Annotated in this window: 22 protein-coding genes; 20 read left to right on the plus strand and 2 right to left on the minus strand. The window is 49.2% G+C overall.

Going from position 1 to position 25594, the window contains the following annotated elements:
* The first annotated feature begins 19 nt into the window (after positions 1–19).
* The 9 genes from BLT15_RS05095 to BLT15_RS05135 all read left to right on the plus strand — a co-directional run bounded on the left by BLT15_RS05095 (position 20) and on the right by BLT15_RS05135 (position 10044).
* Positions 20–1114 (plus strand): DegT/DnrJ/EryC1/StrS family aminotransferase, encoded by a 1095-nt coding sequence (locus tag BLT15_RS05095; protein ID WP_089759327.1) that lies wholly within the window; start codon positions 20–22, stop codon positions 1112–1114.
* A gap of 20 nt (positions 1115–1134) precedes the next feature.
* Positions 1135–1800 carry a porin family protein gene (locus BLT15_RS05100; RefSeq protein WP_089759329.1) on the plus strand — a complete coding sequence of 222 codons (666 nt, stop codon included), beginning with the start codon at positions 1135–1137 and terminating at the stop codon, positions 1798–1800.
* Positions 1801–2043: 243 nt separating this feature from the next.
* Positions 2044–3786, plus strand: a complete 1743-nt coding sequence (locus BLT15_RS05105; protein WP_234985517.1) for a phospho-sugar mutase — start codon at positions 2044–2046, stop codon at positions 3784–3786.
* A 13-nt stretch (positions 3787–3799) separates the two neighbouring features.
* Entirely contained in the window at positions 3800–4684 is an 885-nt protein-coding gene (galU, locus tag BLT15_RS05110) for a UTP--glucose-1-phosphate uridylyltransferase GalU (protein WP_089759333.1), read from the plus strand.
* Between the two features lie 83 nt (positions 4685–4767).
* Positions 4768–5511: a polysaccharide deacetylase family protein gene (locus BLT15_RS05115; RefSeq protein WP_143423021.1), complete on the plus strand. Its 744-nt coding sequence runs from the start codon at positions 4768–4770 to the stop codon at positions 5509–5511.
* Positions 5512–5537: 26 nt separating this feature from the next.
* Positions 5538–6344 (plus strand): metallophosphoesterase, encoded by an 807-nt coding sequence (locus BLT15_RS05120; protein WP_089759338.1) that lies wholly within the window; start codon positions 5538–5540, stop codon positions 6342–6344.
* A 177-nt stretch (positions 6345–6521) separates the two neighbouring features.
* Positions 6522–7181, plus strand: coding sequence for a tetratricopeptide repeat protein (locus BLT15_RS05125; protein WP_089759340.1), 660 nt, complete (start codon positions 6522–6524; stop codon positions 7179–7181).
* Between the two features lie 51 nt (positions 7182–7232).
* Positions 7233–8948 (plus strand): alkaline phosphatase family protein, encoded by a 1716-nt coding sequence (locus BLT15_RS05130; RefSeq protein ID WP_089759342.1) that lies wholly within the window; start codon positions 7233–7235, stop codon positions 8946–8948.
* A 115-nt stretch (positions 8949–9063) separates the two neighbouring features.
* The gene (locus tag BLT15_RS05135) at positions 9064–10044 is read left to right on the plus strand and encodes a D-2-hydroxyacid dehydrogenase (RefSeq protein ID WP_089759343.1); all 981 of its coding nucleotides are present in this window, start codon (positions 9064–9066) and stop codon (positions 10042–10044) included.
* Between the two features lie 11 nt (positions 10045–10055).
* Here BLT15_RS05135 and BLT15_RS05140 read toward each other — a convergent pair whose 3' ends face one another.
* Both BLT15_RS05140 and BLT15_RS05145 read right to left on the minus strand, forming a co-directional pair.
* The gene (locus BLT15_RS05140) at positions 10056–11861 is read right to left on the minus strand and encodes a radical SAM protein (RefSeq protein WP_089759346.1); all 1806 of its coding nucleotides are present in this window, start codon (positions 11859–11861) and stop codon (positions 10056–10058) included.
* 40 nt (positions 11862–11901) lie between these two features.
* A complete protein-coding gene (locus BLT15_RS05145; RefSeq protein ID WP_089759348.1) occupies positions 11902–12660 on the minus strand; it encodes a DeoR/GlpR family DNA-binding transcription regulator in 759 nt (252 codons plus the stop codon).
* Between the two features lie 349 nt (positions 12661–13009).
* On the opposite strand from BLT15_RS05145, the gene BLT15_RS05150 reads away from it, so the two are divergent.
* The 11 genes from BLT15_RS05150 (at position 13010) to BLT15_RS05200 (ending at position 25543) form a co-directional block, all read left to right on the plus strand.
* Positions 13010–13903 (plus strand): carbohydrate ABC transporter permease, encoded by an 894-nt coding sequence (locus BLT15_RS05150; RefSeq protein ID WP_089759351.1) that lies wholly within the window; start codon positions 13010–13012, stop codon positions 13901–13903.
* A gap of 4 nt (positions 13904–13907) precedes the next feature.
* Positions 13908–14759, plus strand: coding sequence for a carbohydrate ABC transporter permease (locus tag BLT15_RS05155; RefSeq protein ID WP_089759353.1), 852 nt, complete (start codon positions 13908–13910; stop codon positions 14757–14759).
* A gap of 160 nt (positions 14760–14919) precedes the next feature.
* Entirely contained in the window at positions 14920–16176 is a 1257-nt protein-coding gene (locus tag BLT15_RS05160) for an ABC transporter substrate-binding protein (RefSeq protein WP_089759355.1), read from the plus strand.
* A 161-nt stretch (positions 16177–16337) separates the two neighbouring features.
* Positions 16338–17594, plus strand: a complete 1257-nt coding sequence (locus BLT15_RS05165) for an ABC transporter substrate-binding protein (protein ID WP_089759357.1) — start codon at positions 16338–16340, stop codon at positions 17592–17594.
* 232 nt (positions 17595–17826) lie between these two features.
* Positions 17827–18699 carry a D-psicose 3-epimerase gene (locus BLT15_RS05170; protein ID WP_089759359.1) on the plus strand — a complete coding sequence of 291 codons (873 nt, stop codon included), beginning with the start codon at positions 17827–17829 and terminating at the stop codon, positions 18697–18699.
* A gap of 19 nt (positions 18700–18718) precedes the next feature.
* Entirely contained in the window at positions 18719–19648 is a 930-nt protein-coding gene (locus tag BLT15_RS05175; protein WP_089759360.1) for a sugar kinase, read from the plus strand.
* 19 nt (positions 19649–19667) lie between these two features.
* The gene (locus BLT15_RS05180) at positions 19668–20300 is read left to right on the plus strand and encodes a class II aldolase/adducin family protein (protein ID WP_089759363.1); all 633 of its coding nucleotides are present in this window, start codon (positions 19668–19670) and stop codon (positions 20298–20300) included.
* Between the two features lie 47 nt (positions 20301–20347).
* A complete protein-coding gene (locus BLT15_RS05185; RefSeq protein WP_089759365.1) occupies positions 20348–21586 on the plus strand; it encodes a DUF362 domain-containing protein in 1239 nt (412 codons plus the stop codon).
* Positions 21587–21620: 34 nt separating this feature from the next.
* A complete protein-coding gene (locus tag BLT15_RS05190; protein ID WP_234985516.1) occupies positions 21621–23099 on the plus strand; it encodes a rhamnulokinase in 1479 nt (492 codons plus the stop codon).
* A gap of 67 nt (positions 23100–23166) precedes the next feature.
* On the plus strand, positions 23167–24480 hold the full coding sequence (locus tag BLT15_RS05195; RefSeq protein ID WP_089759367.1) for a class II D-tagatose-bisphosphate aldolase non-catalytic subunit: 1314 nt from the start codon (positions 23167–23169) through the stop codon (positions 24478–24480).
* Between the two features lie 421 nt (positions 24481–24901).
* Complete coding sequence (locus tag BLT15_RS05200; RefSeq protein WP_089759368.1) at positions 24902–25543, plus strand: L-ribulose-5-phosphate 4-epimerase; 642 nt, start codon at positions 24902–24904, stop codon at positions 25541–25543.
* The last annotated feature ends 51 nt before the right edge of the window (positions 25544–25594 follow it).

Raw genomic sequence — 25594 nt, forward strand, 5'->3', positions numbered from 1 at the left:
ACAAAAGGAGAATTAATATATGATACCGATTGCCAGTCCCAGGCTGGATGAAGCCGAACAGGAGCAGGTGCTTGAGGTAATTAAGAGCGGCATGCTGGCAGCCGGGGAACAGGTTGAAAATTTTCAGGAGGAGTTTGCCGATTATATCGGCACCGTTCATGCGATAGCTGCTGCCAATGGAACCTGTGCTCTGGACCTGGCCGTAAAGTCCAGCGATTTAAGTCAGGGTGATAAGGTCATAACCACCCCCTTTACTTTTATCGCCAGCGCCAATGCTCTTTTATACAATGATTTGGAGCCGGTCTTTGTAGATATAGACCCCGAGACATTCAATATAGATCCCGAATGCATCAAAGAGGCGCTCGATAACGATCCCGGGATAGCCGGCATTATGGTCGTGCATCTATTTGGGCTGCCGGCAGATATGCCTCGAATAATGGAGATAGCGAGCGAATACGATCTGACAGTGATAGAAGATGCTGCTCAGGCCCACGGAGCTGCCATAGACGGTAAAAAAGTGGGCTGTTTTGGGGATGCTGGTATTTTCAGCTTCTATCCGACCAAAAATATGACCACCGGTGAAGGCGGCATGCTGGTAACTTCCGACGATAAAATAGCCGAGAACGCCCGATTGTACGCAAATCACGGGCGCAGCGATCATTATCATCATGAAGTTCTGGGCTATAATTACCGCATGACCGATCTCTCCGCCGCTATAGGTCGGGAGCAGTTAAATAAACTGCCCGAATTCAATCAGGTGAGAAGAAGAAATGCTCTCTTTTTGAATCACAGGCTGCAGGATCTCGATTGGCTGAAAGTTCCCACAGCCGGGGAGAATTTTTATCATGTGTATCACCAGTACACCGTCAGGGTGCCGGCTGAAAAACGCGAGAGTATCATTAACTATCTCGAAAACAATGAGATAGGCTGCGGAATTTATTATCCGGAACCGGTTTACAATCAGCCTGTCTATAAAAAGAGAGGTTATGAAGAGGTCAGCCTGCCCGAGACCGAAGGGGCCGTGCAGGAAGTGCTTTCTCTGCCTGTTCATCCCGGAGTGGAGGATGAAGATCTTGAAGTCATAGCTTCTGCCCTTCTCTCCTATGAAAGTTGACCGTCAGGAGGTTTATATAAATGAGAAAACTCTTAACCGGCCGTGTTTTCGGTTTTACCCTTTTCACAGTTTTATTTTTGGTGATGCTGGCTTTTTTGACAGTACAGCCGGCAGCTGCCGGAGAAGCCGAAAGGGTGAGGTTTGAGGATACTTTCACTTTGACCGGTGGACTGCGATTTAGCGATTTTGCAGCTGATGATGTGGAGGAAACGGTGGGAATTACCTTCACGGGAGATTACGGTCTCAGCGACAGAATTCGGGCCGGATTGAATTACGAATACTATCCGGCGGATATCGAGGTCAACGATGAAGAACATGAGCTGAGTCTGCATGGCATCAGCGCTGTAGCTTCATTTGAGATCGGTAGAGCCGACCCCGATGAAGATGAGAGAGAAGAAGAAGCTGAAGAGGCTTCTAATTCTGAGCGTACCCGCCAGGCCATAACTGCGGGCGCCGGTTATTATGAAGGAACTATAGACAATGGGGATGAGCACGATATCGATGGCGAGATGGGTTATCGTCTCTCTTTTCGACTCCTGCATAACCTTGCCTCCGATGTTCTTGTAGATGCCGAAGCTGGTTATCGCAGACTGGATATGGACGTGCCGGATGATTATACTTCTTACACCGACGATATGGATCTCTCCGGAGCCTTTGTCAGTGTTAGTCTGGGCTATCAATTTTAATAGACACCTGATTTATCCCTATCCCCCGTCTTTTTATGGGGGATTTAATTTTTTAGAAAATCAAATACCGCCTGATGACAGGTTTGGGTTTTTGAGTATGCCTGAGATTTATGACATCCGTCCCAATTTGTGTTATAATTAGGGGCAGGAATGGATCTGGCTGATTAAAATATCAGCTTGCTTTTTGGACTGTGAGCTAAAAAACCCAGGTTTCCAGTAAAGGAGGATTTTACGTTGAGTTATATGTCCCGATATCGAGACTGGTTTTTGAGCGATTATATTGATGAAGAAACTAAAGCCGAGCTTGAGAGCATTGAGGATAATGAAGAGGAGATAGAGGATAGATTTTATAAGGATCTTGAGTTTGGCACCGGCGGTATGCGCGGCAAGATCGGCGCCGGAACCAATCGTATGAATAAATACACCGTGCGCAGAGCCACTCAGGGTCTGGCCAATTATCTGCTCAACTATTTTGATGATAATGAGGAGAAAAAGAGCGCCGTTATAGCCTACGATTCTCGCCATAAATCCCGCGAGTTCGCAGAGGAAGCAGCGCGGGTGCTGGCTGCCAACGATATCAGGTCTTATATTTTCACCCGTATCTCCCCCACTCCTGAGCTATCTTACGCCGTAAGAAAGCTGGGCACTGGAGCGGGCATTATGATCACTGCCAGTCACAATCCGCCCGAATACAACGGTTATAAAGTTTATGGCGGCGAGGGAGGTCAGCTGGTGCCTGATAAAGCCCGCAAGGTCATGGCAGAAATCGGCGAAATAGATGACTTTTCGCTGGTCAATACCATGGAGCTGGATAAAGCTAGAGAGCAAGATCTTGTGGAGGACGTAGAAGAAGAGCTGGAAGATTCCTATCTGGAAACGGTTGCTTCGGTGCTGCCCGATGTCGATCTGGCCGAAAAAAGCGGAGATGAGCTCAGCATAGTATATACACCGCTGCACGGAACAGGCAGCCGGCCCATCCAGAAGTTAATGGGAAAGCTGGGCTTTAGCGAAACTCTGGTTGTGCAGCGCCAGGCTGAAGCTGATCCGGATTTTTCTACCGTAAGCCAGCCCAATCCCGAGGAAGAACAGGCTTTTACGCTGGCGCTGGAGGTGGCTGAAAGCTCAGACACCGATCTGATCATGGCAACCGATCCTGACTGCGATCGACTGGGGGTTATGGTTCCGGAGCACAATGATGAGAATTTCCGGCTCTTAAGCGGCAACGAAATCGGAGTCCTTATGGCGGATTATCTGCTGGAAAGGATGGAGGACCAGGGTAAAATTCCTGATAGAGGAGTAATTATCAAGACGATAGTTACCACCGAGATGATTCTGCCGCTGGCCGATGAATACGGCTGTGAGGTCATGGACGTGCTGACCGGTTTTAAATATATCGGGGAGAAGATGAACCAGTTTGAAGAAGAGGAGCGCGAGTTCATTTTCGGCTTCGAAGAGAGTTACGGTTATCTGGCCGGCAATTATGCCCGCGACAAAGATGCTGTGCTTGCTGCAGCTCTGATGGCTGTGCTGGCTTTATATCATCAAAAGGAGAACAGGATCGATCTTCTGACCAGACTGAAAGAGCTGCGGCAAAAATACGGTTATTATAAAGAAGAGGTCAGGTCTATCTGGATGGAAGGCAAGCGCGGTGAAGAGAAGATAGCAGGTGCTCTGGCCAGGCTGCGAGAAGAATATCCGGATGAAATTGCCGGCAGCGGTGTTATAAGAATTCACGATTATAAAGAAGGTCAAACTGTCGAGTGCGAAAGCGGAGCGGCAGAGGAGATAGATCTGCCCGAATCAAATGTGCTGCAGTTCCGTCTGCAGGACGATTCTCTTTTGACCATCAGACCTTCAGGCACCGAACCGAAGTTGAAAGTTTATTCTGCCGTCTGCGCCAATACCGAGCCGGGAGCGCAAAATCGTCTGGAAGAAGTTCGTGAGAGTTCGCTGGAAATGATAGAAGAAATCCTCGAAGAAGTTTAAGCGGGGTGTTAAAATGAATATAAATAAGGCTGTAATTCCTGCGGCTGGTTATGGAACCAGATTTTTGCCGGCTTCGAAGGCAATTCCTAAAGAAATGATTCCGGTCGTCGACAAACCCACTATCCAGTATGTGGTTGAAGAAGCCGTTAGAGCAGGTATTGAGGAAGTAATGCTGGTGACCGGGAGAAATAAAGAAGAGATAGAAAATCATTTCGACCGTGATCCTGAACTTGAACAGGTTCTGGCGGAAAAGGGCAAGAATGAAATGCTCGAGCGGGTAAAATATGTCTCCGATCTGATTACAATTCATACCGTGCGGCAAAAAGAGCAGAGAGGTCTGGGGCACGCTGTTGCTCATGCGGAAGCATTTGTCGGAGATGAATATTTTGCCGTGCTGCTGGGCGATGATATTATGCACAGCGAAAAACCTGTCATAGGACAGCTGATCGATCATGCCCGGGAGAGCGGCAAACCCGTTATAGGCTGTCAGGAGGTTTCGCGCGAAAGCATTCAACTTTACGGGTCTGTCGACTGCGAGGAGCGTTCAAAGCGTCGGGCTAAAGTTTCCGACCTGATAGAAAAACCAGCTCCGGAAGAGGCTCCTTCGACTCTGGCAGTACTGGGGAGATATGTGCTGCCACCCGAGATATTTCCAATTATCGATGAAACACCTCCCGGCAAAGGAGGAGAAATTCAGCTGACCGATGCCATCAAAATTCTGGCTGAAAGGCAGCATGTCGAAGCTTTTAACTTTCGGGCCAGACGGTATGATGTTGGCAGCAAGCAGGGTTTTTTGCAGGCTACAGTGGAGCACGCCTTAAGGCGGGAGGATATATCCGATGAATTTCGCAGTTATTTAAAAAAGCTGCTGAACGGGGAAATAGAACAGGAGGATTGATCCGCCAAAACTGATTAAGGGGAAGGATCAAAAAATTGTCAAGTAAAGCACACACGGGAAAAAAATCATATCGATTTTTATTTGTGAGAGCGGCTGTGCTAATCCTGGCAGCTATCCTGTTTCTGCTGCTGCCGGGTCATCCAGTCAGGGGTCATGATCTGGTGGCCGATGAGTACATTTCCCGCTATCGAGAGCTGGAGAATAAGTTTCCCGGCACCTTTTATATGTCCGGAAACAGAGAGAAGCAAAAGGTGGCTTTGAGTTTTGATGACGGGCCATCACCACAGCATACACCGGAAATTCTCGATATTCTGGCTGAATACAGCGTCCCGGCCACTTTTTTTCTGCTGGGGCAGGAAGCTGCTGAACATACCTGGCTGGTGGAAAGAATTGCCCGGGAGGGTCATGAACTGGGCAACCATTCCTACACCCACCGCAATTTTACCGGCCTGGAATGGTCGGCTGTAGAGGAAGAAATCAGGCGCACCGGCCAGCTGATCGATGACATTACCGGCGAGTATCCCCGGCTTGTTCGTCCTCCCTATGGTGGTGTTACAATAGGCCAGCTGCAAAGATTTGAGCAGAGCGATTATAAGCTGGTTAACTGGTCGGTAGATGCAGGAGATTACGAGGAGGAGAACCAACCGGAAATTCTGCTGGCCCGCATTCAATTGCAGATGCATCCCGGCGCCATCATCCTGCTTCACGATGGAGGCGGCGACAGGAGCAGCACCATCAGGATACTGCCCGAATTAATCGAAATGCTCCAGGATGAGGGTTTTACCTTCACCACGGTGGGAGAGCTGATAGACAGCAATTATTACTGATATTATAAAGAATTTAGGGAAAGGGCGTGATCACGATTTCCTTCCTGACTGCTCCCGTTCCATCTCCTAATTCCCGCCTGGAATTGGAGAAATTCGAGCTGGAGTCCGAAAAGATCAGTGAACCTTTGCAAATATTACATCTCAGCGATCTGCATTTTACACGCTGGGGGCGTCTTGAAGATAAACTTCTGGCTGAAGTAGCCGGTCTCGAGTTTGATCTGATGGTTATGACCGGCGATTATATAGATAATATGCGTAACTTTGATAAATTCAGAACATTTTTGCAGCAGCTGAGCCGGCAGGTTCCCGCCTTTGCCGTCCCGGGCAACCATGATTACCGATATGATCTGGATAAGATCGGCAGGGGGCTGTCCGGAGCCGGGATCCGCCTTCTCAGAAATGAACATGTGGAGCTGAAAGTTTCCGGCAGCTCGATCAATATCGTCGGTGTCGGCTGTCCGCGGATGGACAGGCACAGATTTGCCCATGCCTGTACGCCGAAGAAAAGCGGCAGCGGTTTTAATCTGGTGCTCTCTCATACCTATCAGGTTATCGAGCAGATTGAAGAGATGGGACGAACCCATTCTCTGCCCAGACAGGAACTTATTCTGGCAGGGGATACCCACGGGCGCCAGGTCGATCTGCCGGTGGTCAGATTCTTTTTTGATCTGATTTACCAGGAGGATTTTGTCTCCGGGCTTTTCGAGCTGGAAGGGGAAAATCTCGGTCATCTTTATGTCAACCGCGGTCTGGGAGTGAGTGCAGTTCCCCTGCGGATAAACTGTCCGCCGGAAATAACCCTGATAGAATTAAAACCGGTCGACCGCGATTGAATTTTTCCGCTTGCTTTCTTCAGGGAAGAGGCGGGATTTTTGATTATTTTAGAAGAAAGGATTTATTTTATTAACTGGAAGCTTTAAAGCTTCCAGTGGAAACCTAAAAATAAACTAAATTTTAAGGCCCTCACCTTTCATCTGTAAAAAAAACAAACCCGCGGAGTTGATATGAACATGAAAAATCTGAAAAAAATATCGATATTTCTGCCTGTCCTCATCATGGCTTTTATGGTTTTTGCAATTCCCGGGCTGGCCGAAAGTGGCGAAGAAATCAGCCGGGATGAACTTTCCTCGCAGGAATTCTGGGAGCTGCATCGAGAAGAAGCCCAGGAGGCGATCGCTGAAAATGGCAGCTTAAAGGATAATTATCGGCTGGCGGTCAGTCAGGCCAATCTGGGATACGTCAGAGAAACTATGGAGATGATCGATGAATTTGCCGATGATTTCGATGTCGATAAGCTGGAGGAAGAGATCGATAAGGAGCTGCATTTAGCCCGGATGGGTTCTGAGAATATTCTTTACATGAACTATGCTGCCTTTTATTACAGCATCATAAGGGAGCCGGAGGAAGCAGCCGGTTATTTCGCCCGCATTATCGAGCGCGATGAGGGCAATGTCTGGCCCTATAATTACAAGGCTACTCTTTATATCGAGGAGTTGGAAGACATGGATAGGGCCCATGAAATTTTGAAACAGGCGCTGGAGATTGAGGATAACGATTATACCCATCTTTTGCGAGCCTATGCCTATTATGAGTCAGGCAGCTATATCAGAGCTCTTAACAGCCTGCGCCGGGGGCGGGCTGCCATGGATGATCTGGAGGATATAATGTGAGCTGTCAGCGGATAGATCCGCAGCAATAACAGCAGGTTAACCGCGATTAAATTGAATTTAATCGAACTGGAAGGGGAGAACAAGTTGAAATCACCATCTAAAAAATTTCTGTCGGTTTTATTCCTGGCCATGCTGGCAGGATTTATTTTTTTGAATTTAGCCGGGAGTGAATTGAGGGCTGCTGAGGTTTCAGAAGAATCCCGGTATGTATTGATTCATCTGGACGGCATCTCGGGCGAAAATTTCTATAATAATATGGAGGCAGGCGAGCTGCCCAATCTGGCTGATTTTTTTTATGAAGAAGAAATGCGCGGACGGGCTATAACTTACTATCCTCCCTCAACTCCTGCGGTGATAACCCGGTTAAAAGAGGGCAAAACACCTGCTCAGGGCTCGATTGTCGATTGGGAGGGGTACAGCCCCGAAGCCGGGAGAACCTACAGCCAGCTGGAGAGCACGGCTGAGATGGTATCCAGCAAGGGCCGCAGATCCCGGGGAACTTTCCTGCAGGGAGTGCCGGGTTTTCACATTCCGGTCGGCCGTTCACTGGGCAATCTCCCCTATCTTCTGGATGATTATCAGGCGCTGGAATTTTACTGGTTCAGCACCGATTTTTTTGCTCATGCTTTTGGCAGCGGGGCTCAAAAGCGGCAGCTGGAGAGATTCGACCGCGAGTTTGGCCGCTTTGTCGAAGGGCTGGATGAGGAAAAGCTGGAGAATTTGAACGTGATTATCTATGCCGATCACGGCATGAATTTCGGTGAAATGGTGGAGGTTGAAGATGATGTTAAAAGGCTGGCAGGCGAGCATTTTCGGGCCTACAGCTATCCCAACCTGTATCTGGAGGAGATAAGGGGCATTCGCCGCTCCCGTGAGAAAAAGGATCAGCTGGCCCGGGACGTTGTTGAAAAAAGCGAGCTCGATCTGGCTTTTTATCGAACACCATCGGGAGAGGTGAAGGGTTACGGGCCGGAGAGCAGAATCCGACTTTCCCTGGCCGGCGAAGATATCGACGGGGGAATTAGTTATGAGTACGAAGGCAGAGATGTTTTCGGTTATTATGACGCCGGTTATAAGGGCGAATATCTCACCCCGGAAGAATGGCTGGAGAAGACCGGCCATCTTGATTTTCCGGCCGCTCCTGTCAATCTGATGAGCCTTATGAAGAATCCCGAAGCCGGCGATATTGTGGTGGTGCTCAATCCGCCCAAATTCACCGGCGGCGGTTATGTCAGGCACGCTTCTCATCAATCGCTGGAGGCCCGGGATATGACTGTACCGCTTCTGGTTCGCGGCGATCAGTTAAAATCGCTTTATGGGGAGGAATATATCTGGCTGCCTGATATTTTCTCGCACAGGCTGGATGTCGACTTTGATGGGGCAGAGCCCGAAAGAGAAAACCACAGCCTGAGCCTCTGGACCGGCGCGGGTGAGCCCGGGGGCAGCCTGAGCTTTTCCCCGACCTATCGGGTCAGATTGGGTTATGATAACTTCGGCGGCGGAGACAGCGCGGCCTGGGCGGAATACGATTTTTACAGCTCCTATCTGCACCGACTCTGGCTGGGCGGTGGGCTGAATGAACCGCACAGCAGTGCTGATCTGACCGGGCGGCTGCGCTATGACCTGCGGCTCAGAAGGCTTGTGGCCAGCTATATAAATTACTTCAACGGACGAGATTCCGAGCAGAGGCTGCGGTTTGAGCTCGCCTCCTCATTTGATCTGAAAGTATTCGATTTTGAAAAGCTGGGCATCAGAATAAGCTGGTAATTGAAATTCGGATCTTCCTGCCTTCAATGATAGCGATCTTATACGACATCTATAAACCGATAACAGGAAGAGCCTCAGGTTCGATAAATATTTTAGACAGAGGAGGATACTTCAGATGACAAAAAATTCGCAGGAAATTGTTATGATGCTGACCAGGGACTGGCCGGAAAAATATACTGAACGACTGGAGGAAAAAGAGCCCGACCTGAGAGTTATTCAGGCTATTGAGCGAGAGGAGCAGCAGCAGGCGCTTAATCGGGCTGAGATAGTGGTGGGTCTGGCTCGTGAATTCGAAATAGACCTGCTGGTCGAGGCAGAGGGAGTCGAATGGATTCAGACTCTGACGGCCGGGGTGGATGAGATTATCAATTCGCCCGGGGCTGAGAAACTGGAAGAGAGAGGCGTAAAAATTACCAGCATGAGCGGTATTCATGGCGATGTCATGGCCGAACATACCTTTGGATATTTGATCGGTTTTTCCCGGAGATTTCACGAGTACCGCGACCAGCAGAGGGAGAATACCTGGGAGCGTCTGGAGATGGACCGCCTCAGCGGGAGGAAGCTCCTGATAATCGGGATGGGATCTATAGGCCGGGAGATCGCCCGGGTTGGCAGAGTTATGAATATGAAGGTGGCCGGAATCAAACGCGATGTTTCGGAGGATGTAAAAGAGGTGGACGAGTTGTATCCTTCTGAAAAACTCGAGGAAGCGGCGGCAGAATGCGATTATGCTGTCTCGATACTGCCCTACACCCCCGAAACTGAAGGAATGTTGGCCGGAGAGTTTTTCTCCGCCCTGCCGGATGATGCCTATTTTGTAAATGTCGGACGGGGGGAAGTAGTCGACGAGAAGGCGCTTTTGCAGGCTCTGGACGATAAAGAATTGGCCGGAGCCGGCCTGGATGTATTTGCCCAGGAGCCGCTGCCGGAGGATTCACCCTTCTTTGAGCGAGATAATGTTATTATGACGCCGCATGTGGCCGGTATTTTTCCGGGATATTATGATCGAGCCCTGGAAATATTTCAGGATAATCTGGAGAGGTATCGACGGGGAGATGAGCTCAAAAACAGAGTGAGTTATGAGCTGGGTTACTGAGTTTTTTCTTCTCAGTTTTGTGTTTCGCTGGCCGTATCCTCGCTGCTGAATTTAAATATATCCTTCCATTCGGCCCAGGGGAAAGATGGCCCTAAAAGCTCCCTGAGTTCTTTTGAACTGCGGGGCTTTTCAGCGACTATTTTTCCAGCCCTTTTTTGGCCGATTCCGGGTACAGCTTCAAGTTCGGCCCGGCTGGCTTTATCGACATGAAAGGGATGAGCAAGGGCTGTGATCGAGCGATAGCCCCAGTCTATAATTTGGGCTGAAAGCCGGTCGCGCTGGCTGTGATCGCCGGGAATTCCAACCAGAATAGGGTAGCTCCCCGGCTGGCGGGCGTAGGTCAATTTACCTTTCTTCTTTTCAGGCCAGAGCCCCTCGAGCACCGTGCCTCTCGGGAATACTCCCTCGAGCATGGGCCTGTTTATCTGCCGATTGACCTTTTTCTTAAACTCCTCGAAGCGGCCGCGGTCAACCTCCTGGGCCTGATACTGTCCCAGGGCGTTGACCTGTCTGATATTTATGCGTCTTAAAAGCAGGTCGTTCGACTTTATGCGCTCCAAAAACCTGTAATTGAGCCTGTATGTCTCCTCGCTCTCGCCCTCAAGACCAAAAAGGAAGTTGAGACCGGGGAGAATTTTGGGAATTCCCGACTGCCGCCGGCCGCCGATCTGGTTTAAAATTTTTATCGCTTTGAAGGTCAATTCTACATCGGTATCGATATTGTTGGCAGCCAGAACCGCCGGATCGGCCGACTCAAGTCCGAAGGCGGCCACATCACCGGCGGTATTGTGACGGGAGATGATTCGGACTGCCTCCTTGCCCAGCCGGGGATGGCGGGCTAAAGGACCGGGATTTATGTTATCGAGATGGAGAACATTGAGATCGGGATCGGCCCGGCGGATGCCGCGATAAAGTTCACGGAGAGCGGTGAGATAGGCTGAACTTCTGCTTTCAGGCCCATCTGGTCGGGAATGATAGGGACGATTGCTGGCCTTTTCAGGCGGCAGCCGGCCGCCGTGATATGAGAGCAGATCGGTCTGGCAGCCCAGACGAAAGTTATGTACCCCTCGTACGGCGGCAGCTTCGACTTCGGCGGCGATCTGATCGGGCTGCCGCTGATAACTTATCTTTTTGAGCGGTTCGCTGCAGAAGCTGCAGCCGCGGCGTCGCGGACACCCCCTGAATGTCTCCAGCTCGATGACCAGCCGGGGATAGCGGGGATGGCGCTCGAGAAGTTCAGTTCCTTTTTCAGCCCAGATGGCCAGAGCATCGGTCAGAACGGACCCGCCTCCTTTTTTGAGATCACGGGCAAGCAGGTCGGCTTCTATGCTGCCGCTTTTTCCCTCGCGCCGGCAGAGCCTGAGATAGATATCGGCCGCGGAAAGCTCTCCTGAGACTATATCGAAATTTTCGCGCAGCTTTTTGCCGCCGGGCAGCTGACCTAAAACCATAGTGATAGGACCGCATAAAACCAGGGTTGGATAAAAAACATTGCTGCTCAGATCCCGGAGTTCAGCCAGACTGAGCGGCTGCCCGCTGAGATAGTTGCCCGGCACGGTGGTGCCGGCTAAAACCAGGATCAGATCGTATTTTTCCAGACGGGTGCTGCGGTGATTTTCTGCCTCGCGAAAACGGCACTCTTCCCGCAGGCGATCGGCGGTGAAGTAGGTAATGTTCTGGCCGGGAAGGCCTGCATCCAGCAGAGCTCCATAAAGATAGCGGATGTGAGGTGAAACGTAGGGAGGTACCCCCAGGCAGGAGGGTTCATCGAGATAACCATCGATCAGGGCTATTTTCAGCTGGTTTTGACCTGTCATTATCGATCTCCTTTCCCGGTATTTTTGGCTGAAAGGTTATTCAGATGATAATATCGCGGCTGCCGAATTCCCCGTGGACGTTTTCATGATCGATATTATCGGTGATTATAGTATCTATGCTGTCGACAGTTAAAAATGTCGAGAGGCCGATAAAACTGAATTTGGAATGATCGGCCAGCAGAAACACTTTGTCCGATCTGTCTGCCATCTCACGCTTGATTTCAATTTCCAGATCATTGGCCTCGGTGGCGCCGTTTTGAGCGGTGATACCGGTACAGGAAGCGAAAAATTTGCTGGCGTTATAGTCGCTTATTATAGACCGGGCCTTGGGACCGACCATGGTATAATTGTGATTGCGGATAAGCCCACCCGAACAGATGACAGAAATATCCTTGTTTTTGGCAAGTTCAGTACAGGTGCTGGCTGAGTTGGTAATTACTGTGAGATCTCCGTAGTTTGAGTTCTGTATGAGGCGGGCCAGAAAAAAGCAGGTTGAACTGCCGTCCATAAAAATAGTGTCGTTGGGATCAATATATCTAAATGCTTTTTCAGCTATCTTTTTTTTGGCCTCGGTTTTGCGTTTTTTGCGCAGATCAAAATCCAGCTCTTCTTTTTCCCGACCGGAATTGACGGCGCCGCCGTGAGTTCTCTGCAGTACCCCCTGTTTTTCGAGCTTTTCGAGATCCCGGCGGATCGTTTCCCGGGTGACGCCGAACTTTTTACTTAAATTGCTGACCTCGACGCTGCCTTTGGTTTCTACCTCTTCGGCGATCGATTTGCGTCTTTCTTCCGCTAGCATTTTGGCTGAAAATCCCCCTTTAAAGCCTGGTTTCTGACATCTGAAGCATCTAATGGTACTATTATACCCTTTATAATATGATATCAGTATATTAAACAAAAATAAAGCAATGGAAATCAGTCAGGACATAAACACATTTTGGAAGTTAAATAGCGGGTTTATTTGCTGCTATTTATTTTTGACGGCGGCTTAAAAAACTGTTATAATATAAATAACATAAAAAACAAAAATTAATACAGAAAAACAAAGGGGGCGGGTGAATTTACCGGGATGATTCTATTTAGATTTTAAAAATTTGTCTCTGGATTGAGCGAATTAACCGCACACAATCGGTTAAGGAGGTTTATCGTTGAAAAAATACACAGGTAAGAGCAAATTTCAAAAAATAAAAGAAAATTCAGTGCCTTATCTGCTCGTTCTGCCGGCTTTTGCTTTTGTAGCTTTTATACTCTGGTTTTCGGTTATTTATGGGATAAGGATGTCTTTTTATCAGATAGAGCTTGGTATTCCCGGTGAACCATTTGTGGGTTTGGATAACTGGGTCAATTTGTTTGGTGAATCAAGATTTCAAAATTCTTTTAAACTATCTTTAATATTTGTAGCCGGGAGTGTGGGGCTGGGATTTTTATTGTCTTTTAGCTTTGCTCTGGGATTGAAGAAGGTAAAATTATTCTCCGTCGGGTTTCAGGGTCTGGCCCTTATTCCTTATCTGGTTTCCGGTATAGCTACAGCCATAATTTACAGATTTTTATTCGCCCGGGGGGTTGGTTTTGTCAATCAGATATTGCTTATTCTGGGAGTTGGCAGAATAGAATTTTTGAGCGTTCCTCACCTCGCCATGATTGTGGCAATTCTGGCCAATGTGTGGTTTATTGTTCCATTTTCCACTCTCATTTTGCTGGGAGGTTTGCAATCGATCGATCCCAATTTGATAGAAGCTGCTATCGTTAACGGAGCGACCAAAATGGATATTTTGCGGAAAATCACCATCCCTTTAATAAAACCCATGATAGGTATTGCCATGGTTTGGATGAGTTTTGCCAGCTTTAATATGTTCGATGTTATCCTTCCCCTGACTGGAGGAGGGCCGGGCAGAGCCACAGAGGTGCTGGCTCTTTATATGTACAGGCTGGGTTTTGATAGTCTTCGATATTCTGACGGAGCAGTGGTTATGGGAGTAATCTTAATAGCCAACGTAATAACCAGTGTTGTGTTTTTGAGAATATTTAGAAGTGAGGTGTGAACAATTGACTAAAAAAGTCAGGAATGCATTTCAATATATTAACAGACGTCTGCACTGGATAGCCATATTTATGCTGGTCTTTTTCACCCTTTTTCCGCTTTACTGGGGCATAACATCCTCTTTCAAATCCTATACTGCTATATATCAGGTACCCCCTCAATTATTTCCCGTTAATCCTCTTTTGAGAGCTTACAGATATGTATTCAATTTTAGGGGATTTTACAGATTTTTATTCAACAGCACTTTTTTGGCCGTAACTTCCTCCTTTTTAGCAGTGAGTCTGAGCGTACTGGCAGCCTACGGATTTTCCAGATTCAAATTTAAATTTTCGTCGATATTCTTTATGATGTTTTTAATTCCGCGAATAATTCCCCGGGCCAGCCTGATAATCCCTTTATTTGAACTGTGGTCCGGTCTGGGATTTTTAAACAGTTACGTTTCTCTGATAGTTTCCTACACCGCTACAGCTATCCCCTTAAATACAATGGTATTGACCGGATTTTTTGGGACAATTCCCACAGCGCTGGAAGAATCAGCTGCCATTGACGGTGCCTCCATGCGGCAGAGAATATGGCATATAATTTTACCCCTTTCCAAACCGGCTATAATTACAGTATCGGTTATGTCGCTGCGGGAAGCCTGGAATGAATTTCCCTTTGTGCTCACTCTCACCACAGAAACTGCCATGAGAACGCTGCCCTATCAGCTTTTCATGATGAGAGACGCGATGGGCATCGAGGACTGGCCGGTGGTTCTTGCTTTTGCCACGGTCACTATTGTACCCATACTTGTATTCTATCTGATCTTCCAGAGAACGGTAACAAGCGGTCTCATTGAGGGTGCTATTAAAGAATAAAGTCTGCTTTTCCTTTAAAGGGGGGTGATGACGCCGGCAAATAAGCAGTGCATTCAAGATCTGCAGGAATTGGAGACGTTTTCGGTCGCAGAGCAGTCGATCGGACATTAGCCAGCACTCAAACCCGGTGATCGAAACGGAGATTAAAAGGAGGGTAAAAATGAAAAAATTATTTTTAATTTCATTATTGCTAATCTTCGTATTCACAGGATTTGCCATGGAGGCCGAGGCTCAGGAGACGACGATAGAGGTCTGGTTCGGCCGGGAAGAATTCGTACCTGCCGATGAGTTTGAAACCTTTCATGAGGAAAATCCCGACATCCAGGTTGAATTCGACGTCATTCCTTTAGAGGAAAGCCACACTGATTTCATGAGAAATCACGCAGTAGGAGAAGCACCTGATATTGTGCAGATCTTCCATGAATTTATAGCCACTCTGGTAGCGGAAGGCACAGTAATGGATATCAGTGAGCATATAGAGGCCTGGGAGGAAGAGTATCCGGAGGATTTTGCCGAGATTTACGATATAGCCTGGGATCTGACCTCCTATAACGATGGGATTTACGGCGTAAATATACATTCCGGCCCTTTTTATATGGGTTATCGCAAGGACTGGCTGGATGAAGCCGGCCTGGACGAGCCCGAGACCTTCAGTGAACTTCTGGACCAGCTGAGAATTCTGCAGGAAGAAGTTCTCGACGAAGGTGCGGACGAGTACGCCTATGCCCAGCCCGGTGGAGCCCATCATCCTCCTTTCTGGATGATGTCGAAGTTTATGTCAATGGGAGGAGAGTTTACCGAGTCAGGTCTGCCCATCATAGATTCGGAAGCCGGCATAGAGCTGATCGAATTTTACATGGCTCTTAGCGAAGAAGGACTACAGGACCCTGAAGCTGATGTCTGGGCCTCGGGTGACATGAGAGGATCCTTCATGGGCGGCAGAGCAGCCTTTTTCCCGGAAGCGATCAATATCTTTGCCTATACCCAGGAAGAGCTGGAATACAATGAGGAATGGGAAGTTATGGTTCAGCCGCACAGAGAAGGAGCCGAAGAGGACTTTGTAGTTAACACCTTCGGCTGGCCCTACATGGTAAGCTCTAACACCGAACACCCTGAAGAAGTTATGGAAGTACTGAGATATCTATTCGATCCGGAAATCGTCATGGATGTGGCCAAAAGATATCAGCCCGCCAACAGGGCCGATGTCATGGAGACGGATGAATACCAGGAAGCCCATCCTTACTTTGAAATCCTGGAAGATGCTCATGCCGAGCAGGAGCCCTATCCCACTCATGTCAGGAGTGTACAGAGAGATGACATCCTGAATGAGATGAAATATGAAGCGCAGCAGGCCGAGGTATCAGCAGAAGAGCTGGCGGAACAGTATCAGGAAAAACTGGATGAACTGGACCAATAAAATATAGTTCGAATTTTTAATATTTAGCCGGCCGGTTTTTATCGGCCGGCTAAAATTATAATGTGTTGGTTTTTTACCGCTGAACTGCGCTTTGATTATTTCGAAAAGGAGTCATCACAAAATAAAAAATCCTATTTTTATAATTATTAAGGGGGACAAAAATGAAAAAATTATTTTTAATTTCATTATTGCTAATCTTCGTATTCACAGGATTTGCCATGGAGGCCGAGGCCCAAGAGACGACGATAGAGGTCTGGTTCGGCCGGGAAGAATTCGTACCTGATGATGAATTTGAAACCTTTCATGAGGAAAATCCCGACATCCAGGTTGAATTCGACGTCATTCCTTTAGAGGAAAGCCACACGGATTTCATGAGAAATCATGCTGTGGGTGAGGATCCAGATATCGTGCAGATCTTCCATGAATTTATAGCTACAATGGTAGCAGAAGGCACAGTAATGGATATCAGCGAATATATAGAAGCCTGGGAAGAGGACGATCCGGAAGATTTTGCCGAAATTTACGATATAGCCTGGGATTTAACCACTTATAACGACGGGATTTACGGTGTAAACATACATTCTGCCCCTTATTATATGGGTTATCGCAAGGACTGGCTGGATGAAGCCGGTCTGGATGAACCAGAAACCTGGAGTGAACTTCTGGATCAGCTGAAAGTTTTACAGGATGAAGTTCTCGAAGAAGATGCGGACGAGTACGCCTATGCTCAGCCCGGCGGAGCCCATCATCCTCCCTTCTGGATGATGTCGACTTTCATGTCGATGGGAGGAGAGTTTACCGAGTCAGGTCTGCCCATCATAGATTCGGAAGCCGGTATAGAGCTGATCGAATTCTACATGGCTCTTGGCGAAGAAGGACTGCAGGATCCTGAAGCTGACGTCTGGGCCTCGGGTGACATGAGAGGTGCTTTCATGGGCGGCAGAGCAGGCTTCTTCCCGGAAGCTATCAATATCTTTGCCTACACTCAGGAAGAGCTGGAATACAATGAGGAATGGGAAGTTATGGTGCAGCCTCACAGGGAAGGAGCCGAAGAGGACTTTGTGGTCAACACCTTCGGCTGGCCCCATATGGTAAGTTCCAACACCGAGCACCCTGAAGAAGTGATGGAGGTATTGAAATATCTGTTCGATCCGGAAATCGTCATGGATGTAGCCAAAAGATATCAGCCCGCCAACAGAGCTGATGTTCTGGAAACAGAAGAATACCGGGAAGCCCATCCTTACTTTGAAATCCTGGAAGATGCTCATGCCGAGCAGGAGCCCTATCCCACTCATGTCAGGAGTGTACAGAGGGATGACATCCTGAATGAGATGAAATATGAAGCGCAGCAGGCCGAGGTATCAGCAGAAGAGCTGGCGGAACAGTATCAGGAAAAACTGGATGAACTGGACCAATAAAATATAGTTCGAATTTTTAATATTTAGCCGGCCGGTTTTTTATCGGCCGGCTAAATTTAATTAAAAAAATTTCAGGATCTTTGCCGATCTCGACCCTGGAATTATCTTTGGTTTTTGCCCGAACAAACCAAAAAATAAGAAGGAATTCACAAGCAAAACCACAATATAACTAATAAGAAAGTATTTAGAGCTCCTATTTTGAAGTTTAAAAGATGGGGAGGAGTATATAAAAATGAAAAATAATCTCGGGATTTTTTATGCCTACTGGCAGAAGGACTGGATGACCGATTTTGCTGAATGTGCTCGCAGAGCTGCTGAACTGGGGTTCGATGAAATTCAGTACGAGCTGGATTCTGTTTTAACTGCCGGCGGAGGGCAGCAGGAGGAGCTGAAGGAGACCATCGATGAACTGGATCTGGAGATAAGTTTCAGCATGGGGCTGCCGGCTGAGTACGATATTTCTTCGGCCGACAGCAAGGTGAGGAGAAAAGGAATAAACTATCTGCAAAATTCCATCAGAAAGGCGGCGGAATTCGACTGCCAGCTGATCGGAGGTCTGCTTTATGGGGGCTGGGGTGAGGGGCTGGTTCCCGGACTCAGCGATAAATCCGACTTTTTGCAGCGCAGCATCGACAGCATGAAAAGGGTGATGGAGACGGCTGAGGTGTGCGAGGTTAACTGTGCGGTGGAGGTCGTCAATAGATTTGAGCAGTTTATGCTCAACACCAGCGCTGAAGCGGTAGAATACGTCGAGCGGATCGATAGCCCCCGGCTGGGCATCCATCTCGATACCTTCCATATGAATATAGAGGAACACAGCTTTGCGGATGCAGTCGAAACTGCCGGCGATAAACTATTTCATTTTCACGTGGGAGAAAACAACCGGCGTCCTCCCGGAGAAGGGGAGATCATACCCTGGCAGGAGGTTTTCGATGCTTTGAAGGGGATCGATTATCAGGGGTCGATTGTGATGGAACCCTTCGTGCGGGACGGAGGAGATATAGCGCAGGATATCATGATCTGGAGAGACGGCGAAGATGATGAGCTCGATCTGGATGAGAGAGCTGAAAGAGCGCGAGAGTTTTTAGAAGATCTGCTGGCCTGAGAAAGGAGGAAGATAAATTATGCCTGAGGTAATTACCGCCGGTGAGATACTCGTCGAAATTATGGCGACCGAAACCGATCAAACTTTTGAAAAACCGGGCACGCTGATGGGCCCCTATCCCAGCGGAGCCCCGGCGATTTTTCTGGATCAGGCAGCCCGCATGGGCGCTGAAACCGGCATGATAGCGGCTGTGGGCGACGATGAATTTGGAGAGATGACCAAACGGAGGCTGGCTGAAGATGGGGCCGATGTCTCTCAGGTAGCGACCAAAGATGATTTTACCACCGGCACCGCCTTTGTTACCTACTTCTCCGACGGCAGCCGCAGATTTATATACCACTTCACCCACGCGGCCGCCGGTCAGCTCTCACCGGAAGATGTCGATCCGGAATACGTAAAATCCGCTGATTTTTTGCACGTGATGGGCTGTTCGCTCTCCGGCAGCGAAAGCTTAAAAGAAGCAATACTGAAAGCGATAGAGGCTGCCGATCAATCCGGGGTGAAAATATCCTTCGATCCCAATCTCAGAATTGAACTGCTGGAGCTGGAAAGATTTCGCGATTTGAGCCAGAGAGTGCTGCAGAAAGCCGATATAGTGCTCTCCGGCCGCGAGGAACTGGACGAGCTGACGGAAGGAAATGCAGCAGAGGGCGCACGGAATCTCATCGCCGAAGGAGCTGAGACAGTGATTTTAAAAGCCGGCGAAAAAAAGACAGAGGTTTTTCACGGTGATGAACACTGGTGGGCCGAGCCCTTTCCGGCCGAAGAAGTCGATCCGACCGGCGCCGGTGATTGTTTTGACGGGGCCTTTATTGCGGCGCTTTCCCGGGGGCATGGGGCTGAAAAAGCGGTGCAGTACGGAATGGCCGCCGGGGCCTTAAGCGTTCAGGCCCGGGGACCAATGGAAGGGGCGGCATTTAAGTCGGAGCTGGATCAGCTGCTGAAATAAGAAAAGAGGAGGCAGAAAGATGGGAACTGAAGAGAAAAAAGAATATATCTGTGAGATAGGCAAAAGACTTTACGAGCGAGAATTTGTGGCGGCCAACGACGGCAATATTTCGATAAAACTGGCCGAGGATGATTTTCTGGTAACACCTACCGGGGTCAGCAAAGGATTTATGACTCCCGATATGATACTGCGGGTCGATGGCGCGGGCGAAAAGCTGGAAGAAAATGAACTGCAGCCTTCCTCCGAAACTGAGATGCATCTTGACATTTACGATAAGCTTGAAGATATCGGCGCGGTGGTTCATGCTCATCCTCCCTACGCTACCGCCCGGGCGGTGGAGGGCAGAGGACTGGAACGCAAAATACTGCCGGAGGCGGTTATCTCGCTCGGCACGGTGCCCGTGGCTGAATACGGCACCCCCTCGACCGAGGAGATTCCCAGGCAGGTTGAGGATTATCTGGAAGATAATAATGCGGTTTTGCTGGAAAATCATGGAGCATTAAGCTGGGGCGAGGATCTAAAACAGGCCTATTTTCGCATGGAGACGCTGGAATTTTATGCTCGAATTCTCAAGCTGATCGATTATGAGCATGCCGGCGAAATCTCGGAAGAAAATCTTGCCCGGCTCAGGCGGATATTTCAGAAGGAATAAAACTTAAGGATAAATCAAACCAATCAGGCAGGGGGATTTGTAAATCGATGAGCGAAGGAAAGAAAGCGAGCAGCGACAATTTCGATAATCCGGGAAGACAGCACACTGTGGCCCTGACCGAAGTGGAGAGAATAGACAACAGCGAGGATTTAAGGAAGGCGGCCGTCAGATTGCTCAAACCCTTCGGAGGCAGCGAGGAGATATTTGGGAAAGCGGATACAATTTTGCTCAAACCCAATCTGGTTGCTCCCAGAGATTATACTTCCGGGGCAGTTACCAATCCTCATCTGGCCGCGGCTCTGGCGGAAATAATAGAATTTTTGCCCGGAGAGAAAAAGATCTATCTGGGCGATGGAGCTTCTGTCGGCCAGAGCACTGAAAAAGCTCTGATAACCGGAGGGTATGAGGAAGTTTTTGCCGGCAGAAATGTAGAGATTCTGGATATCAAAGAGGAAGAATTTGAAGAATATTCTCTTCCCGGGGGCAGATCATTTACCGCTCTTTATCTGCCCGCGATTTTGAGAGAGATAGATTTGATAGTGAATCTGCCCGTTTTTAAAACTCATGATGTTTTCCCGGCCACTCTGGGACTTAAAAATTTGAAGGGTTTGATCCGGGAACAGGAGAAAAAGCTATTCCATCAGTGCGGCCTGGCCGAGGCGATCATCGATTTAAATTTATGTCTTGCCGGGAGGGATCTGGACATTTTCACGATCTACGATGGCACGGTGGCCATGGAGGGAGCCGGGCCCATTCAGGGAGAAGCGGTCAATTTTAAGAAATTGGCTGCAGCCGATAATATTCTGCTGGGCGATGAAATTGCGGCTGAGTGCATGGGCATAGCCCCCGAAGAGGTTAAATATATTGAGGAGGCCCGCCGGCGGATGGATCTTCCTTCTTTGAGCGATCCCGGGCTCACCCCCTCTTCGGTAACTTCTGGATTAGAGCCGGCTGAGATCAGACGGGATTTTGAAGTCATCGATCTTGACGAGAGCTTTTACGGCAGCTATGATATTGATCTCAATCAGGAGGGAGGCTGCAGCGGCTGTCGGCACCTGCTGGACTGTATGCTGAAGGACTGGAGCGCGGAGGAGCTGTCCGAGCTGGCCGGGAAGACGATCTGCATCGGTGATGACAACGATCCGCCCGCCGCCGAAAAAGAAATTATCAAAATAGGTGTCTGCACTGCCGAACTGGACGGGCAGGGCTTATATATTCCGGGCTGCCCGCCGCATCCCGAAAATCTCAAAGAAAAAATACTCGGCGATAAAAATGACCATAAATGAACAGAGATGAATTTCAAAAGATGGGGTGGTAAATGTGAATTTGCTGGCTTTTGATCTCGGCTCTTCCAATGGGCGGGCCATGCTGGGGGAGTACGATGGCAGCAGACTCAAACTGAAAGAGGTGCATCGCTTTACCAACGAGACGGTGAATCTGCGGGGTGAGCTTTACTGGAATGCCGCCGGTCTTTTTGCCGAGATAAAAAAGGGTCTGCTCGAGGCTTTAAAAGAATCCGAAGGCGAAATCGAAAGCCTGGGTATCAGCACCTGGGGAGTGGATTATGCGCTTTTGGACGGGGAAGGGCGGCTGATCTCCAATCCCTACAGCTACCGCGATCAGCGCACGAAACCGATACCGGATCAGGTTTTTGCAATCATGCCTCATGAAGAAATATATGATCGCACTGGAATTCAGTTTATGCGCCTTAACACTCTTTACCAGCTTTATGCCGAAAAGAAAAAACGGGGCTGGGCCCTGGATGCAGCCGAAAGACTCCTGTTTTTGCCCGATCTTTTTAATTATCTATTGACCGGAGTTAAAAGAGCGGAGGAGACGATAACCTCCACCTCTCAGCTTTATGATCCCCGCAGCCGGGATTGGGTGTCGGAGATATTTGAACGGCTGGAGCTGCCCGGAAAATTGAAAGAGGAGATAATATCACCCGCTCAAAAGCTGGGGAATTTGAGTTCTGAAGTGGCGGAGGAGCTGAATTTGAGTCAGGATATTTCCGTTACAGCTGTAGGCGGTCACGATACTGCTTCGGCGGTGGCCGGCACGCCCCTGGAAGATCCGGAAAACAGCGTCTTTATAAGCAGCGGTTCCTGGTCGCTTCTGGGCATGGAGCTCAATGAGCCGATAATCAACAAAGCCAGCCGGAAGGCCAATTTTGCCAATGAGGTCGGGCTGGCCGGTACGATCCGCTTTTTGACCAATATATCCGGCCTCTGGTTGATCCAGGAGTGCAAAAGAAACTGGGAGAAAAAGGGCCGGAATTTGAGCTATGAGGATATCAGCCAGAAGGCGGCCGAAGCCGAAAGTTTTAAATTCCTGCTCGATCCCAACAGGCCCCGCTTTTTGGACAGACAGGATATGCCCTCCACGATCAGGGATTACTGCCGGGAAACCGAGCAGCCGGTGCCGGAGAATTACGGCGAGATGGCCCGGGGGATTTATGAAAGTCTGGCCTTGAGCTATCGTCATGAGATTGAAAGACTGAGCGAACTCGTCGATCGGGAGCCCAAAAATATAAACATCGTGGGCGGCGGCATCAAGGCGGAGATACTCTCGCAGCTGACCGCCGATGCCACCGGATATCGGGTGGTGACCGGACCGGTGGAAGCCACCGCTGCCGGCAACATTTTGGCCCAGCTTTTAGCCCGGGATGAACTGGCCGATCTCGAGGAGGGGCGTACGCTGATCGAAAATTCCTTCGAGCTCACTGAGTATCATCCCCGCTCGGGAGAGGGCTGGGATGAAGCCTATAGGCGGTTTCGAAAACTGGTGAATAGAGATTGAGGATTAAAAGGAGAATTGAGGATTGTCTACGAATATGCCGATTTATTTTACAGAGGTGTAATTAAATATGCAGAAATTTGCAGCAGATATATTGCAGGAACAGGCAGCAGGCCGGCCGGCGGGAATAGCTTCTATCTGCAGCTCCAGCGTCGAGGTGCTGGAATCGGTGCTGGCTCATGCCGACAGCATAGAGGGAAATATTTTGATCGAAGCGACCTGCAATCAGGTCAATCAATTTGGCGGTTATACCGGACGCACTCCCGACAAATTCTGTTCCTGGATTCTGGAAATGGCAGAAGAGTATGAAGTAAAGCGGGATAAGCTCAAGCTGGGAGGCGATCATCTGGGTGTTGTTCCCTTTCAGGATGAGCCGGCGGCTGAGGCCATGAAAAAGGGCCGGCAGATGGCCTATGACTATGCCCGGGCCGGTTTCGATAAGCTGCATCTCGATGCCAGTCCGCCGCTGGCCGATGACAGTCTGCCGCTGCCGGTGGAAAAAATAGCCGCCCGCACCGCCGAGCTCTGCCAGGCGGCCGAGAAAGGCTTTGCCGAAGGCGATTCGACCGGGGAGATTCCTCCCAATTACGTGGTGGGCAGCGAAGTTCCTTCCCCCGGCGGCGATGAAAATGCAGAAAGCGGTAAGGGGCCGGTGGTGACGGAACTGGCCGAGCTGCAGCAGAGCCTTGAGGCCATGGAAAAGGCCTTCCAGAAAAGAGATCTCGAGGATGCCTGGGAGCGGGTGATGGCTTTTGTGGTCCAGCCCGGGGTGGAATTTGCAAGTTTTGAAGTTTTCGATTACTGGCCGGAGGACTTCGAAGATCTGAGCGATTTTATTTCCCGGCGGGATGATCTGGTATTTGAAGGGCATTCGACCGATTATCAGACCCCTGAAGCTTTAAAAAGAATGGTGGCTGATGGCACAGCCATTCTGAAAGTTGGCCCGGGCCTCACCTTCGTTCTGCGGGAGGCGCTTTTCGCCCTGGAGGCCATTGTAAAAGAGCTGAGCTGGCAGCTGCCGGAGGGCGATGAAAAGGCTAATTTTTCCGAAATTCTGCTGGCGGAAATGAAACAAAATCCGGAAAGCTGGCAGGGTTATTATCAGGGCAGCAGAGAGGAGATCGAACTGGCCTGCCGTTACAGTTATTTTGATCGCAGCCGCTATTATCTTTCCCGACCGGCGGTGAAAAAAGCGCGGGAGAGGCTGAAGAAAAACTTCGACAGACTGGATGTGCCTCCCCCTCTTCTGCGGCAGTATCTGCCGGAACAGTACCGGGAGCTGCGGCGGGGAGAGTATAAAATGAAGGCGGAGAATTTGATCAAAAGTGCGGTGTTTCAGGAGTTGAAGCCTTATTTAAGGAGTACGGGACAGCTCAAGGAATAAAGAGAATAATGGTTCTCCACCGAAACTGCTGGTAAATAGGTGTGTCAAAAACTTCATTTAGTAGTACTGGAAGATATAAAGCGAAGTGATACTTGAAATTTTTCGCAATTCAGGTTAAGTCCATGGCCAAAAAATAGTGTCCCCGGCTCAGGATGTGCCGGGCTGAGCGCGAGCTCAGGGATGAGCTCTCGCGAAGGGAGCACAATTTTTTGGCCGAAAACTAAACTTATGCTGGGGAAAAATTTCATTGTGAACAGAGCTTTATATCTTTCAGTAATATACATAGCAATTCACATTATAAAGATGATCTTAAACAAATTTCACCAGCTGTTGGAGAGAAGATCCATAATAATAGAACGAAGAATAAATAGCGCGAAGAATAGTTTAAAATAAAAATTTTAGACTGGAGGTGACAGATCAGATGCTGGACGAGATGAAGAAAAGAGTTTATGAGATGAATGTCGAGCTGCCCCGGCAGGGATTGGTGGCCATGACCAGCGGCAATGTAAGCGGCCGCAGGCCCGGCGATGATCGGGTGGTCATCAAGCCGAGCGGCATGCCCTATGAGGAGATGGGGCCGGAGGATATGGTGGTGGTCGATCTGCAGGGAGAGGTGCTGGAAGGCGATAAAAAACCTTCAAGCGACACTGCTTCCCATCTATACGTTTACCGGCAGCGCCAGGATGTAAATGGGATGGTGCATACTCACAGCAATTATGCCACCAGTTTTGCAGCTTTAGGCGAGCCCATTCCGGCCTGCCTCACGCAGATAGCCGACGAATTTGGCGGCGATATTCCCGTCGGACCCTTTGTCCCCATCGGGGAGGAGGATATCGGTCAGGCGATCGTGGAAAACATAGGCGATTCGCCGGGGATTTTGCTGAAAAATCACGGAGTCTTTACCGTGGGCGAAAGTCCGGAGGCGGCGCTCAAATCCGCGGTGATGGTGGAAGATGCAGCCCGAACCGTTCATCTGGCTCAGACCCGGGGAGAGCCCGACCGGCTTCCCGATGAGGCCATTGAACGAGCTCACAGGCGGTATCAGGAGGATTATGGGCAGTAAATATTGAATTTTAAACTATATGACAGAAAGTTTAAATTACACGACAAAAGG

This window comes from Halarsenatibacter silvermanii, from assembly GCF_900103135.1.
Classification (GTDB): Bacteria; Bacillota; Halanaerobiia; order Halanaerobiales; family Halarsenatibacteraceae; genus Halarsenatibacter; species Halarsenatibacter silvermanii.

Bases quoted from the DNA above. Each gene is read 5' to 3' on its own strand.
- BLT15_RS05095 (WP_089759327.1), top strand. From the start codon at position 20: ATGATACCGATTGCCAGTCCCAGGCTGGATGAAGCCGAACAGGAGCAG.
- BLT15_RS05100 (WP_089759329.1), top strand. From the start codon at position 1,135: ATGAGAAAACTCTTAACCGGCCGTGTTTTCGGTTTTACCCTTTTCACA.
- BLT15_RS05105 (WP_234985517.1), top strand. From the start codon at position 2,044: ATGTCCCGATATCGAGACTGGTTTTTGAGCGATTATATTGATGAAGAA.
- galU (WP_089759333.1), top strand. From the start codon at position 3,800: ATGAATATAAATAAGGCTGTAATTCCTGCGGCTGGTTATGGAACCAGA.
- BLT15_RS05125 (WP_089759340.1), top strand. From the start codon at position 6,522: ATGAAAAATCTGAAAAAAATATCGATATTTCTGCCTGTCCTCATCATG.
- BLT15_RS05135 (WP_089759343.1), top strand. From the start codon at position 9,064: ATGACAAAAAATTCGCAGGAAATTGTTATGATGCTGACCAGGGACTGG.
- BLT15_RS05140 (WP_089759346.1), bottom strand. From the start codon at position 11,861: ATGACAGGTCAAAACCAGCTGAAAATAGCCCTGATCGATGGTTATCTC.
- BLT15_RS05145 (WP_089759348.1), bottom strand. From the start codon at position 12,660: ATGCTAGCGGAAGAAAGACGCAAATCGATCGCCGAAGAGGTAGAAACC.
- BLT15_RS05160 (WP_089759355.1), top strand. From the start codon at position 14,920: ATGAAAAAATTATTTTTAATTTCATTATTGCTAATCTTCGTATTCACA.
- BLT15_RS05165 (WP_089759357.1), top strand. From the start codon at position 16,338: ATGAAAAAATTATTTTTAATTTCATTATTGCTAATCTTCGTATTCACA.
- BLT15_RS05170 (WP_089759359.1), top strand. From the start codon at position 17,827: ATGAAAAATAATCTCGGGATTTTTTATGCCTACTGGCAGAAGGACTGG.
- BLT15_RS05175 (WP_089759360.1), top strand. From the start codon at position 18,719: ATGCCTGAGGTAATTACCGCCGGTGAGATACTCGTCGAAATTATGGCG.
- BLT15_RS05180 (WP_089759363.1), top strand. From the start codon at position 19,668: ATGGGAACTGAAGAGAAAAAAGAATATATCTGTGAGATAGGCAAAAGA.
- BLT15_RS05185 (WP_089759365.1), top strand. From the start codon at position 20,348: ATGAGCGAAGGAAAGAAAGCGAGCAGCGACAATTTCGATAATCCGGGA.
- BLT15_RS05195 (WP_089759367.1), top strand. From the start codon at position 23,167: ATGCAGAAATTTGCAGCAGATATATTGCAGGAACAGGCAGCAGGCCGG.
- BLT15_RS05200 (WP_089759368.1), top strand. From the start codon at position 24,902: ATGCTGGACGAGATGAAGAAAAGAGTTTATGAGATGAATGTCGAGCTG.